This window comes from Acinetobacter sp. V115_6, from assembly GCF_031799025.1.
GTDB lineage: Bacteria > Pseudomonadota > Gammaproteobacteria > Pseudomonadales > Moraxellaceae > Acinetobacter > Acinetobacter pittii.
On record NZ_JAVQNO010000021.1, the window covers coordinates 2,010,625 to 2,025,511 of the forward strand.

The following is a 14,887-nucleotide window of genomic DNA, read 5'->3' on the forward strand; positions in this document are numbered from 1 at the left end:
TTATTCAATATTCACGGTCAATGTTTCAACGATGGCAGCAATGTTTTCAAGCATCTTTATTCGGGTCTCGGGATTGAGAAAGTAGAAATGGTCCCCTTCAAACTCAATACTTCCTAACCAATTTTCTGTGTGTTGTTGCCATGCATCCATCATTCTTTTGTTAGGAATATCAGGGTCCTGTTTGCCATAAAATGCAACGATCGGAACCTCAGTCTTGTGTATGTTCTCGCTAAGCAATTGATCACTAAGATAGAAGTCATTACGAATGATTTTGAGAAAGAATGTGAGTGCATCCTGATTATTTAAAATTTCGTCAGGAAAATTATTGTATCGTTTTAATTCATCAATAATTTTTTCATCAGTTAGCTCATGCTTGTACCGCATATGTTGAATATAGTGATGCTCAGGTCGGCTACTTATAACGATTAATCTCAACTGATCAATCATGGTTTTTCCATTCAAATAATTGAGTACTTTCCAAATCAAGCCACCTCCCACACTATGTCCAAATAAAATGCACGGTGTGTCTGAGTAAGCTTGTATTTCATTGGCAATTTGCATAGCCAATAAATTAGGGTCATCAATCAATGGTTCATTTATTTTTATACCATGCCCCGAATATTCAATAGGAATAATACGAATATTGTCAGAGATCTGCTTTTTCCATGGATGATAAATACTCGCGCTACTCCCCGCAGGCGGTAAACAGAACATATTATATTGAGGTTTATTCATTTAAGAATTCTCCAAATATTAAGCATTTTTCTTTTATAAAAAATGCTTAAATCAGGTTTCTGCGCTTTTTTTTAAACAGAGGTTGAAGCTAAATTTATAGTTTGAGTCGGTTGCCAAATAGCTGAGTCACGATGTGTCACAAAAATAAGCGTCGAAGAAAGAGCACGTATCGTTGCAACGATTTCTTGCTCAGTCTCTTCATCCAAGGCAGAAGTGGCTTCATCAAGTATTAAAATCGGCGCATTTTTGAGTAATGCTCGCGCAATTGCGACTCGCTGACGTTCACCACCGGACAATGCGGTGCCTTGTTTACCAACCGATTGATTAATTCCTTCTGAACTACGGTCAATCATTGCCCCTAATGCGGCATCTCTTGCAGCCTTTTCTATTTCATCATCAGTTGCATCAGGTTTACCTAAACGGATATTTTCAGCCAGTGTTCCTGTGAACAAAATAGGTTCTTGTGTGACATAAGCAATATTCGAGACCAAATCTTCATATTTCATTTGATCAAGAGTTATGCCACCTAGGGTAATTTTTCCTCTTTGTGGATCATCAAACCGTGTAAGCAATTCAAGTAAAGTACTCTTACCACTACCGCTTGGTCCCGTAACCCATACTCTGCTCCCCAATGCGATGTCGAGAGATATATTTTCAAGTGCTGGCGCATAGCTAACGTCTTGTACCGAAATATGATGGCCAGTAGGAATTTGAGGATGTAATGGCTCAGGCAACTCAGGTGGATGTGTGATCTGATTAAAGTTGCGCAGTGCAGCAAACAAATCATTGATATGCAACCCTGCGGTAGCAAGTTCACCTAACGGCGCTGCTGCACGTCCAATTAAAACGAGTAATGCCAATACCAAAGCAGCATGATTGACACCAGCGATCACCAGATATGTTGCCATCCCTGCAATGGGTAAAACACTTGCCAAGGTTGCAATAAAACTTGCAAATGCAGCAGCACGATTAATCCGTACTAATGTCTCTTCTTGCTCTTCCCAACGATGTTCTAGCCTTTGGACCGCACGTTCAGGACCGGCTGCTGTGCGTAATAACTCAACATGATCAACCAATTCCAGCGTTGCTTGTGAAGCTGCTAATTCGGCAGTATTACGTTTTTTATCAATATGCATAAGTGCACGTTGTGCTAGGAATTGGGTAAATAAAGAGAGTAAAAGTAAGCCTAAAGCGACAAATGCTACGCCTGCTCCGGCAAGCATGCCTATTCCTATTGTTAGAAACAAAGGCATAAAAGGCGCATGTAAAAAGGTTTGCAATTGATGAGCAGGAATACTCATAAACCCAGGAATTCCCTGTCCAGCAATTGTCTTAATCTGAGCACGCTGTTCATTGGTAAACCAAGAGAGCTTGGCACGAGCTAAAGATTTGCCTAACTCAGCAAATAGGTCGCCTGCTAAACGCACACCCGTGAGGAAGCCAGCACGAGTGACTATAACTGTCACTAATATTGCTGCAATTGCACTGATGAGAACCCAACTTGGAGACCATTGATTGACAATTGCAAATGCCAAGACGATATATGCGATTGCTTCAATTGCGGCAACAATGATCCATCCGATACCAACAATAATTAATTTTTGCTTGGCTGCACGAGGAAGCATCGAAAAAATCTGATCTTTATTTAATTTAGCAGCATTATTCATAAAGATTTCCCTGAGTCAGTTGGGCCTTTAAGCACTAACCTGTTGTCGGCATGAGCAGCTAAGGCAAGATCATGAGTGACCATGACGATGGTTTTATTCTGGTTTTTAGCTAAGTGGCTTAATTCCAATATTATTTTTGTCGCATTGGTCTGGTCGAGTGCGCTCGTTGGCTCGTCTAATAAAATAATAGGAGCTGAAGATAAAAACGCACGCGCTATACCTATGCGCTGTTTTTCACCGCCTGAAAGTAAAGTTGCATCTGCATTTAAATCTACTTTTAATTGGGCCTTGAGTAATGCCTGCTCAAGTTGTTCATCATTTGCATTAATGGCAGATAAGGACAAGTTTTCTCTTACTGTGGCCGGTAATACATCTCCACCTTGTGGAATAAACAAAACCTTTTCATGTCTGAGTTTTTCATGTAATTGCAAAATATCTGTTTTTGCTAATTGAACGACACCTTCTTGCAATACGGCTAATCCAGCAAGTGCTCGCAGTAAGGTTGTTTTTCCAACTCCACTCGGTCCTGTAATTGCAGTAATTGAATTTTTTGGAAATGAATAACTTAATCGATCTAATACTTTTTGATTTTCAATTGTAAAGCTCGCATTAACTATTTCGAGTGTTACATCTTGCTCAATCTGTTGTAAATTGCCCGATGAAAGTACTGGCTCTTTTAAGAATGCAGATAAACGACTAGCTGCAGCCCGCCCAGCAGCGACATAATCAAGACCATGCCCTAAACGTAGCGAAGGTGTCACGATGGCCAAACTAAAGAAAAGTGTTGCAGCCAAGGTCATGCTGTCGTATTGATAAGCTACAAAATAGGCTATGGCAAAGGTTGCAACAGCTTGTAGTAATGCAGTGGCAACAGCAGCGAGTGTTGCGACTTTACTCACCCAAGACACCATATTTTGAGTGAAATTTTGTGCTGATTGAGTATAGGCTGTTAAAGCACCTGATTGTTGCCCATATATTCGATTATCACGAATGCCGCGCGCATAATCATCAGCAGAACCAATAATATCTAACATGACCTGCATACGTGCAGCGCCATCTCGTTTTGATACATGGGGAACAATAATTAAATAATAGAGTGAAGCAATTGCCCCAGGTAATAATACCCAAAGGGCCATCGGGCCAACCAAAGCAATTAATAAAACAATAGAAACTAAAGGGATTACAGCAAAAATCGCAATTTCCGACGGTAAATGTGCCACCATATGATGTAAAGTTGCGATATCGTCTGAAACCAGTCGTTTTAAGCTTTGGTCACCCTGTTTTGATAGGGTTGTGGTCGGTAACCGAATTAAATGATGAGCAATTTGACGACGTAATCGTGCCGAAAATCCAGCTTCTGCATCATGCACTAACCATGAAGCCAGTGCTGCCAACATTGCCCCAACTATCCAAAAAACCGCTGAAAAGATCACCCAATAAGAAGATAAATAACCAATCAACTGAATCATGCCCCACAGGGCAGTTAAAATGGCTAAACCAGAAAATACGGCAGCAAGCGTTCCTGCAAATAATTTAGGAAATGCTGGCTTGAGTGCAGGTGCCAAGGAAGAGTCTGTCATCAGATGAGATAACTTTAAATCAGACATGCTTATCTCTCTTTAAATTCATAAAAAAAGCGGTACTTAAAATGAAATCTCGCTTCAATTGACCAGCAAGAATTGCCTTTTTCGGCTTTAAAAAAGCATGAATAAGGAAATCATATAAAAAGTATTTTTTTAAAAACTTTAATTGCATCAAAAACTTCCTAACCACCCTATCAAAATATTTTTAGATCATTTTCTAGACTGTAAAAATTAATATGGATTTGTCTAAATCATTCTGGTTGATATGACTAAAAACCAACTGTACGTTTAGAGGCACCTTGTAAATCAAAAATAACGTCGTCAATTAAGCTATCAATCTGACGTGTATCTCGGTGATGTGCCGTAGTAATTAAATGAGCCATATTTCCAGAGGTTGCCAGATAATGCTTTTTCCAGATGTGCTCTGAAGGACACGGAAATACCACAGTGATTGAATTCGGATTCCGCCAAGCAGGAATGCCCACTGCTTGAAAGCGATCAACCGCGTACTGGGCCATTTTTAGACAATGTTGAATTCTCTGTTGTCTTTGTAAATTGGTTTGGCTACGTATTGCTGCCCACATCAGCAAGACGGTATGACCATTACGAGAACCGCTAATGGTTTGATCCCGTGTAGAGATATAGTCCACATCTACCGATATACGTTCTACATTTTGTCGCTTGGCCACAACAATGCCACACGGAATCGGTGAACCAATCATTTTATGACCAGACACACAGATCGAGTCGATGCCATGAGCAAAGGAAAACGCTTGAGGATGATCAACAAAAGGTAAAATCATGCCACTTAAGGCAGCGTCGGCATGAATATAATAATCTCGGCGCATGATTCCGATTTGCGCTAAGCGCTCTTGAATCATTTCAATATCATCAATTGCGCCAGTCATGGTCGTACCAATATTTGCAAAAATAATGGGGTGACTTTCTTTATTGGTTTTTATTTTATGGATTAAATCATCATAGTCGATTTCACCATTATCCAATGATTCGATCACACAAGATTTCATCTGCAATAATTTGGCGATTTTTCCCACCGAATAATGCGTATCTTTTGAGTAATATAATGTGGAATCTAGAAATAGCTCACGCGCCAGATAGCAGCCAAACATATTACCTTCTGTGCCACCATTGGTTACGTATCCCCAGCTTTCTTCAAAGGGAATTTGAAAAATTTCAGCAAAATACGCCATCACATCTTTTTCAAAATCAAAAGAATTCAATGCGTAATTACTATAGTCTTTCCAATCACCACAATTATTAATAGAGAATTTGAAAAAACGAAATAAAGCGGAATAATCAAAATCTGCAGATTCAGGATACCCAATATTGAAGTATTGATGTTTTAAACAGTAATTCCAGAATGTCTCTATTTTCTCTTGATCAGCAGGCGATAAAATCATTTTTTGCTCCGTTAATATGACGATTACAAGTCGTCTAAGGAGTCGCTATCAAAGATATAAATTTTATGTATAAATTTAGCGACCAGGATTTGTCGTATGCCCTATGATGGCAACCCTCTACCCTGCAATCCTTTGCCGTGCATCAACCAATGACCACCAATTTGATAAAGTGGGTGTGCGTCCTAATTCTTCAAAACTAATATTGATTCCTTGTGCTTTGAGTTCCGAAGAAAACTGCATAATTCGTAATGAGTCCAATCCATAAAGAATCAGATTTTCTTCAGGATCTAATTCATCTTCTTCAATCAGTTGCTGGACCTTTTGCTCTAGCCAAGGTCGTGTAATGCCTATTGCCACCTGCCCCACTACAGATTCGGTATCAGTGACTTGACCACAACGTGAAGATACATATTTCAAAGCTAAGCGGTGTTCTTCTTCTGAAAAATCGGCAACTGCATCGCCAACCAAAAAGGGTTGTATGTCACTCATAAAGGCTTCAATTGCCGTAACCATACAACCGATATGGGCATAGACACCGCCAATAATGAGCTGATCACGATTCCAGTTTTGCATTCTTTCAAGCAAATCCGAACGTTTAAACGCGCTATAACGCCATTTCGTTAAGACAATGTCATGTTCAGCAGGAGAAAGTTGATCAATAATTTTTTGCTGATCGATTGTTGAGGCTGGCAAACCCGGTCCCCACATGGCATTCAGTAATGCACGATCTGCCGCTGGCTGTTCATAAGGCTGTGCTGTATAGACAACAGGAACATTGTTCTGATGTGCCCAAGTTCTTAGTTGAACTAAATGATTAACAACCGTCTTAATTAATTCACTTTCAGCATCGTAAAAATTTAAAAAGTAACGCTGCATATCATGAATTAATAAAACTGCTCGAGAAGGATCTAATTGCCATTCTGTTTTATTATTTGGATAACTCTCTCGTTTGGGCATGAGATAAGTAGAAATTTTTGCAATAGCCATATGCTGCTCAATATTTATTAAGATGTTGTAGATATATTTAAAATGCTGCGAAGTTGCTTTTTGTCCACCTTACCGACTGCGGTTAGTGGCAAACTTTCGATTAATTTGATCTGGTCTGGAAGTTTGTATTGTGCAATACCCAACTCCATGAGATGGCGTCTGAGCACAACAGCTTTAAGTTCAGGATTCCGAGAAACAATAAAGGCACAACTTTTTTCACCGAATTGTTCATCAACAATTGCGACCAAAGCTGCGTGCATAACTTCTGGATGCAAAAGAATAAGTTTTTCTATTTCTTCCGAAGCAATCTTTTCACCACCACGGTTAATCTGGTCTTTAATTCTTCCTACTACACGTAAATTACCATCCGAAGTACGCTGCACGAGATCGCCCGAATAGTAATAGTTGTCCTCATCAAAGACCTGTGAATTATGTTCAGGGCTTTGGTAATAACCACAGAAGGTATAAGGCCCCCGAGTCGCAAGCATTCCTATTTCACCTTCCGGGACTTCCCTATACTGCTCATCTACAATTTTGATTTCATCATCAGAACTGATAGGACGCCCTTGGGTCGTAAAGATTTGCTCATCGGAGTCATCTAGTCTGGTGTAATTGACCAAGCCTTCGGCCATTCCAAATACTTGTTGTAATTTACAATTGAGGACTTCAGGAACTTGACGGGCTAAAGATTCAGGAAAACTTGCTCCTCCCACTTGAAGCAACTTTAAAGATTGAATTTGATCTTTATATTGCGCGGCTTTTTCTAGCCACATAATGACAGCACTCGGCACTAAAGAGGCCATATTGACTTGATGTCTTTGAATAATAGAAAAACAATTGAGCGGTTCAGGATTTGGTGCCATCACAACACATCCACCTGCATGTAGAACACCTAATGCACCGGGTGAACTCAACATAAAATTATGCGGAGCTGGCAGAGCACACAATAACCGGGTATTTGAGTTTAAACCGCAAATCTCGGCACTGGCCCGCACACTATAGTCGTAGTCATTATGCGTTCGTGGAATAAGTTTTGGTGTTCCCGTACTTCCACCTGACAACTGAAAGAAAGCAACTTCATCAGCAGGTGTAGATGAAAAATCGACAAAGGTCTCTGCTGGTGTTTCAATCCAGTCTAATAATCCGAAATCAGTAGCTTGATGATTGAGCATCAAAATAATTTCAGGACTTAAATTTACTTCATGAAGTGAGTCAATAAATTGATTATTGTTAAAGACTTCATGCTGACGCGAACCAATTAAAAGCTTAGGTTGAATCTGTTTAATAAAGGCATTTAGTTCATATTGACGATGACTATATAGCGCATTGAGCACAACCACGCCTGCCTTAAGCAAGGCAAAAAAGACAATATAAAACTCTGCAACATTGGGAAGCTGTACTAAAGCTGTATCACCCTTGCCCAAGCCTTTTTCAGCTAGTCGAGAAGCTAAATTTGTTGATAGCTGGTCCAGCTCGATATAACTCAACTGACGTTCACCACAAATAATTGCCGGCGAATGCGGATGCGATTGAACCCCTACCGTTAAAATGCGCGTCAAAGGTTGGTCAATCCAATAACCTTTATTTCGATAGTGTTGCGCTCTCTCTGGAGACCAGCGAACAAACTCAATCAACTGTTTTTTCATGACATTCTAAATATTCAATTTAATTTAATGGTTATCAAGCTATTGATTCTTTGTAAATTTTCTTACATATCGGCATAAATATTTAATTTGAATACCGACAAAAGAAAATTCTTAAGACGGACAAGCTATATATTCGCAGCAAATTGGAAATGATTAACAAATGCAACTGGTAATCATTTTCATTTGTTTGTATGATGCTGAAACAAGATTAATTTGTCAACCGAGTTATCGTTCAATGTGTGAATTAACTTCGATGCAAGCGGCCTGCTGGTTTGGTCGCTCTGGCAACGCAACTTTAGGTGGGGTTGCTGCCCACCTCTATGCAGAATTTGACGGTCAATTTATTGATCTACAAAAATTACATTTAGCACTTCAACGACTTTATAAAGAACACCCTATTTTGAGGTTAAGTTTGAGCGCCGATGGCATCGCAAACATCATGGCTGAGAAGACTCAACAGATATTAGAAGTCGATGATTTTTCAAAGCTTAGTGATCATCAAATTGAGCAAATGCTCATGCAAAAACGCGAGCAATGGACCCATCAAAAACTTGATTTAAGTCAGGGCCAGACTGCAAGATTTTCTGTAAGTGTTCTTAAAAATAATATTTTTCGTTTTCATGTAGATACGGACATGATTGCTATAGATCCGTCCAGTTTTTTGAACTTGATGGAAGATCTTTCTTTGTTTTATGAAGACCCAGAAATATCATTCTCCCGTCCGCCTAATTTTTTTGACTGGTATCAAAAAATACGGACAGCCCCTGACCTAAAAAAATTAAACCAACGAGACCGCTTATGGTGGAAACAACGTCTGCCTTATATTAGCCCTGTTCCTTCTCTACCTTTCATTCATCAAGAGTTCAAAACAGCAAAAAGTGATCGTTTAAGTACTTGGTTATCGCCAAAAGAACGAAAAGCATTACAACAACTTGCTAGAGAACAACAGATTACTGTGACTAACCTGATATTAGGTTTATTTGCATATACGCTTGGTCATGCAACCAAAGATCACAGCTTCCGATTGAATATTCCTACTTTTTGGCGTGAGCCGGTTTTAAAAAATGTCGAAGGCTCTATTGGTGATTTTGCTAATTTCGTCATCCTTGATGTCGATATGAATGAGACGACTACCTTAGCCGCATTCTGCAAAAAAATAGCAAATCAAATGCTTGAGTTATTAGAGCATTCACATTATTCGGGTGTTAACGTTCTACGTGATCTGTCTCGTTATCATGGTAGTGCACAGATTGCTCCCGTGGTATTTACAGCAGCACTCGACTTAGAAAATGATAATTTACTTTCCGAACGTGTCCGCCGTGTTTTTGGCTCAATGAATTGGGTCATTTCACAAGGGCCACAAGTTGCACTTGATGCACAAGTTGCTCATGTAGATGACGGTATTTTAGTTAATTGGGACATCCGTTTAGATGCCCTACCCAAAGAATGGATCACGAATTTATTTGAATCTTTCATTCATTTACTTAAAAATCTTGCAGCACACTCTGAGCAACTTAATACACAAATTATAAACTCAGCAAAAAATACTCCATCAGATCGTACGTCTCAAAAACCATTAAATGCATTACAACAAGCCTACCTATTAGGCCGAACTCAAGCCCTTCCTTTAGGTGGTGTTGCCATGCAAGAGTTTAGGCAGTATCAGGGAAAAATGGATATTGTTTTATTAAAACAACGATTGACAGAAATGGTACGGCGGCATGACAGCTTACGAACTTATATTGATAAAAATAGGTTAGCACAATATGTAAGCGATCAAGTGAGGGTCAATTTAAAAGAAATAGACCTAACTACATGGGAACCTGAACGTGCTTCTCACTACATCGAGTCCTATAAAAATAGTTATACGCATGAGCTATTTGATTTAAATCAGTCGCCTTGGAATATCACCGTATTTTTATTAAAAAATAATCTACTAACGATTTTTGTCCGCTTTGATGCATTGATTTTAGATGGCCGATCTATAGCTTCACTTATGTTAGAGCTATTCGATGGACAACAACATGATATCCAAACGCAAATAGAAGAAAATGAAGCTGAAAATAGCTTGTCTGTTCATCAGACAGATATGGCTTACTGGGAAAGAAAATTTTCTAAATTATCTAACATTCCAGCGCTTCCGTGGAAAACACCCTTACAGAATTTACCAACTTCACGTTACCAACGTAACAGTCTAATTATAGAAAAAGATCGATTTAAACAGTTGTCTAAAATTGGTGCAAAACATTCATTGTTTAAAAACTCAGTCATCATGGCGATTATTTTGGAAGTGCTATCTCATTGGAACACGGACAAATCTCTATGCGTTGCTGTTCCTACACTTCCCCTCTATGCCGGACCATTTTCCAATAGCTCTACGTTTATTGTTGTTGAGTGGAAAACTGCAGATCAATTTGCTGAACAAGCAAACCGTTTGCAAACTGAAGTTTTAGAGGGTTTACAGCATCTTTCCTTTTCAGGCGTTGATCTCGCTCGACTATTATTTGAAAAAGTTGGCACTGCTCCTGTATTACCGATTGTAATTACAAATGGTTTGTCATGGCCTGTACTATCTGAATCTCATTCTATTCAGCAACTAGATGGCCTTACTCAGACGCCTCAAGTTGCAATTGATATTCGCTTTAGCACAAGAAATGACGGCGCTTTGATTTTCGATATTGATTATGCCCAAGAAGCATTTCCATCCCACATAATTGACGATTTCTTGGATGCGCTACAACTGGCAATCAAGCAAATTATTGGTTCAGAAATATTCAGTTTTGATCTCAGTAATTTTTTCAGTGAGCTTCAAAATAAACGACTATATTTTAAGAATAATGAGTCTGACCACTCATCTATACCACTTGAAAATAATGCTAAACAGCAAAATCAACTACTCGATATTTATTTAGAAGTGATAGGCCACACACCAAATAAGCAAGTGGACAGCTCAACTCATTTTACTCATCTCGGGCTGCGTCCACATCATTTAAAGGTCGTTTCAAAACGTATTAATGAAACATACGCGATTCAGCTCTCACCTGTTCAACTTATTCAATGTCGCAATATTGCTGATGTAGAGAAACTACTAACACCACATTAATTCGTATTTTTAACTTTCATCATTTTGGAAACAGATAAAGTATAAACATGAAAAAAATAGATATTACCGGAATTGGTATTGGGCCATTCAACTTAGGTTTAGCTGCTCTTTTGTCTCATCATCCCGAAATCAAAAGCGTATTTTTAGAACGTAAACCAGAATTTCGATGGCATGAAGGGTTGCTATTGCAAGGCACGACATTACAAGTTCCTTTCTTTGCCGACTTGGTTACTATGGCTAATCCTTGCCATCCCTTAGGCTATATTAATTATTTACATCAACATGATCGCTTACATCAGTTTTATTATTACGACAGTTTTTTAATTCCACGCCGTGAATACGACCATTATTGCCGTTGGGCTTCAAAACAATTACCAGATTGTCGATTTGGAGAAAACGTAAGTCATGTGGAATATGATGCCAAGCTCGATAAATTTATTATAGAAAGTGAATCAGCCTCAGGCGAAAAACAAAAATATATAAGCCAAAATCTGGCGATTGGCATTGGAACAAAACCTCGAATTCCTACCTGGCTTGAAACATGCAAACACCCTTTAGTAAAACATTCTGCGGAGTTTGCAAAAATTCAGGAACAACTCAAGCAATGTAAACAAGTCACGGTTATTGGCTCAGGCCAGAGTGCAGCAGAATGTGTGCTTGCTTTATTTAATTCACTTACACCAGAACAAGTAAAAGCAGGCGCATCTATTCGTTGGATCACACGTTCTGCCGGCTTTCACCCAATGGAATATTCTAAACTTGGGCAAGAATGTTTTACCCCTGCATATATGCAATATTTCCAAAGCCTGCCTAGAGATAAACGTCGTGACATTGCTGCTAGTCAGGGCCTGATCTATAAAGGAATTAGCTTCTCAACCATTGGCGATATATATGATGTGCTTTATGAGCGTTCAGTGGCTGGTGAGAAATCTGGTTTAAGTCTATACACAAGCTGTGAAGTTGAATCGGTTGAGCAACTTGAATCGGGTTCTCTGCGTTTAACCTGTTTGCACACCCAACTCGATCAACGTTGCGAATTAGAAACTGATGCCCTTGTCGCAGCTACAGGCTATGTTCATGATTGGCCTGAATGGTTCCAAAATATGAAAGGTTCTATTTTAGCGGTTGATGATAAAAATGATTGTATTGTTCAAGAAGACTTTACCGCTTTACGTTGTGATCAGGGACAAGGTCGAATTTTCATTCAAAATGCCGAGATTTTTCAGCAAGGTGTAGGTTCTCCAGACTTAGGGATCGGGGCAACCCGAAACTCAGTGATTATTAATCAATTACTGGGGCGTAATGCTTATCGAATTCCTAAACAGTCTTCTTTCCAGCACTATGGTTTGCCAAAATAAAATATGAATATTATAAAAAAACCCGCGATTGCGGGTTTTTTTATTCGGTTGAAGATTACAACAAATTAAAAGTCATATGATACAGATAGCATATACGTTCTTGGTGCACCTAAAGCCAAATTCGTCAATTGTGGCTGTGCCCAATATGCTTTGTTGGTTAAGTTATAGATATTGGCACGGAAAGTAACTGGGTGGTTCTCGACTTTCGTGCTATAGCGTGCGCCAACATCTAAGAGCGTACGCCCAGGTACGGACAAGGTATTTTCTGCATTAATATATTGCTTGGAAACTGCATTGATATTTCCTGATAAGGTTAAAGTCCCTTGTGCTACTTGTGTATCCCACTCTGCTCCAAACTTAGCCTGATTTTTTGGCACAGCAACTGCTGTATGACCATCGTTTCCTCCACCGTTAGTCTTAGTAAGTTCAGGATCAAGATAGGTAAAGCCACCCATTAAACGCACATGTTCAATCGGTGAACCAAAGAATGACCATTCAATACCACGATTTCGTTGTTCTCCATCCGAAACAAAGGTAGGTAAGTTATCCACAAGCTGTGAAGCATCTAAATAACTACTTGGTTTGGTAATTTCAAATGCACTCAATGTATGCGCAAATGTCCCCAAATCAACCTTCAAACCAAGTTCCTGTTGTTTAGTTTTTTGAGGAGGAAATATTGTCCCCGCATTTGATGCAGTTGCAGGCGCCTGATCACCCTTTGTCAAACCTTCAATATAGTTTGCATAAACAGAAATTTTATCATTCGCTTTAATCAGTAAGGCGACACCAGGCGTGGTTGCTGATTTAGCATTTTCAGGTAATGTATTAACAGAACTTGTTGCTTTTACATTCTGATGACGAAGTCCTAAAGTCAACTGTACTTTATCTTGAGCAAACGACAATGTATCGGCTAAACCAAAGCTAGAGGTAGAGAGTGTCGAATGAAATAGAAACGGCGGTGTAAACTCCGGTTTAGGCCCCCAATTTGGATTTGGATCATAAATATTCGTAATAACAGGCTTACTAAAACCTGGGATAATTCTATAACCATAATCATCTTGTGCATGATTATAGTAGGTTGCATTGGCGACCCATTGATGTTTCACAGGCCCCGTCTCAAACTTGCCTTTAAAACCTACATCTGCTGATTTTTTATCGACCTCAAAAGCAAGTTGACCAAGTGTTGAGCTCAGTGTTCCAGTGCTACTTGTAATCGTCCCTGCACTTGCCCCATTGTATTTATATTCAGTTGTACTTTGTCCATAAGCCGCATATGCCATCAACTGATCAGAAAAATCATATTCGCCACGAATCATGGCACCTTTATCTTTGGTTTCAACAGAGCCCCAATCCGGACTAAGTAAGGTATCCGCTTTTGGCGGTTTCGGAATTCCAACTGCTGTAGAGACGTTAACACCACGTGTCACACCATCAACATGATCTAAGGCATCGTAAGCATCAACAAAAACACGTGCTCTTTCACCTTGCCAATCTAAACCAAGCGAAAATAAACGACTTTCTTTCGATTGATCATTAACTGCTGCATCACCATCTCGATACATCCCATTGATACGAACGCCGAATTCTTTATTTTCACCAAATCTTCTTCCAACATCGACATGTCCACCAAACTGAGCATCCGACATATAAGTTGTGGTCAATCGTGCAAACGGTTCATCAGCCGCATATTTGGTCACTAGATTTACCGTTCCACCCACCGATCCTGCTGGCGGCATCCCATTTAACAAAGCGGAAGGACCTTTCAACACCTCAACGCGGCTAAACATTTCCGGAGAAGTTCGATAAAACGGTGTGATACCGAAAAGTCCGTTCATTGACATATCATTCATGCTCGAAGCATATCCACGAATATAATAGTTTTCACTCCAACCACCACTTGCACCGTTGGTATATATCGATGGATCAGTTGCTGCAATCACTTCTGTAATATCTTTTGCCTGTTTATCTTCGATATATTTATCGGTATAACTAATCGTATTAAATGGCGTATCTAGAAATTTTTTACTACCGAGAAATCCAACATTGCTCGATGTTGCAACTTGTCCACCTGCATAAGTATCGTCTTGTTCAGCTTTTACGGTAATTGCTGGTAAAGCTGCTACATTTGTTTGAGCAGTTTGTTGTTGTTCTAAAGTTTTTGTTGAATTATCAATAACAGCAGCATAGGTATTTGATGCACCTAGTAAAAATACAGTACCTAATGCATAGCCTAATCGAAGGGCCATTTGAGCAGATGCTACACCATTTAATACAAAAGAACGGTGATTAATTCTTTGATCATTCCCACTTTTAAAATTACGGTTATCGCTAACGTTGTTCATTGAAAGACCTTTAATGTTGTGATTCATTTTTTATTAACTATCTGC

General features: G+C 39.3%; 9 protein-coding genes. 2 read left to right on the top strand and 7 right to left on the bottom strand.

Going from position 1 to position 14,887, the window contains the following annotated elements; genetic code table 11:
• The 6 genes from basH to basE form a co-directional block, all read right to left on the bottom strand.
• Nucleotides 1-735: an acinetobactin biosynthesis thioesterase BasH gene (gene basH, locus RMA94_RS18190; protein WP_311083950.1), complete on the bottom strand. Its 735-nt coding sequence runs from the start codon at nt 733-735 to the stop codon at nt 1-3.
• Nucleotides 736-806: 71 nt separating this feature from the next.
• Nucleotides 807-2,402, bottom strand: a complete 1,596-nt coding sequence (gene barB, locus RMA94_RS18195; protein ID WP_311083951.1) for an acinetobactin export ABC transporter permease/ATP-binding subunit BarB — start codon at nt 2,400-2,402, stop codon at nt 807-809.
• Complete coding sequence (barA, locus tag RMA94_RS18200; protein ID WP_311083952.1) at nt 2,399-4,009, bottom strand: acinetobactin export ABC transporter permease/ATP-binding subunit BarA; 1,611 nt, start codon at nt 4,007-4,009, stop codon at nt 2,399-2,401. Before barA ends, barB begins: the two co-directional genes overlap by 4 nt.
• Nucleotides 4,010-4,254: 245 nt before the next feature.
• Nucleotides 4,255-5,406: an acinetobactin biosynthesis histidine decarboxylase BasG gene (basG, locus tag RMA94_RS18205; protein WP_141314239.1), complete on the bottom strand. Its 1,152-nt coding sequence runs from the start codon at nt 5,404-5,406 to the stop codon at nt 4,255-4,257.
• Nucleotides 5,407-5,523: 117 nt separating this feature from the next.
• Nucleotides 5,524-6,393 (bottom strand): acinetobactin biosynthesis bifunctional isochorismatase/aryl carrier protein BasF, encoded by an 870-nt coding sequence (gene basF / locus RMA94_RS18210; RefSeq protein ID WP_141314237.1) that lies wholly within the window; start codon nt 6,391-6,393, stop codon nt 5,524-5,526.
• A 17-nt stretch (nt 6,394-6,410) separates the two neighbouring features.
• Complete coding sequence (gene basE, locus RMA94_RS18215) at nt 6,411-8,039, bottom strand: (2,3-dihydroxybenzoyl)adenylate synthase BasE (protein WP_141314235.1); 1,629 nt, start codon at nt 8,037-8,039, stop codon at nt 6,411-6,413.
• Nucleotides 8,040-8,199: 160 nt separating this feature from the next.
• On the opposite strand from basE, the gene basD reads away from it, so the two are divergent.
• Nucleotides 8,200-11,142 carry an acinetobactin non-ribosomal peptide synthetase subunit BasD gene (gene basD, locus RMA94_RS18220; protein WP_311083953.1) on the top strand — a complete coding sequence of 981 codons (2,943 nt, stop codon included), beginning with the start codon at nt 8,200-8,202 and terminating at the stop codon, nt 11,140-11,142.
• 47 nt (nt 11,143-11,189) lie between these two features.
• Nucleotides 11,190-12,500: a putative histamine N-monooxygenase gene (gene basC / locus RMA94_RS18225; protein WP_044101070.1), complete on the top strand. Its 1,311-nt coding sequence runs from the start codon at nt 11,190-11,192 to the stop codon at nt 12,498-12,500.
• Nucleotides 12,501-12,565: 65 nt separating this feature from the next.
• On the opposite strand, the gene bauA is transcribed toward basC, so the two are convergent.
• Complete coding sequence (gene bauA, locus RMA94_RS18230; protein WP_311083954.1) at nt 12,566-14,869, bottom strand: TonB-dependent ferric acinetobactin receptor BauA; 2,304 nt, start codon at nt 14,867-14,869, stop codon at nt 12,566-12,568.
• Between the last annotated feature and the right edge of the window lie 18 nt (nt 14,870-14,887).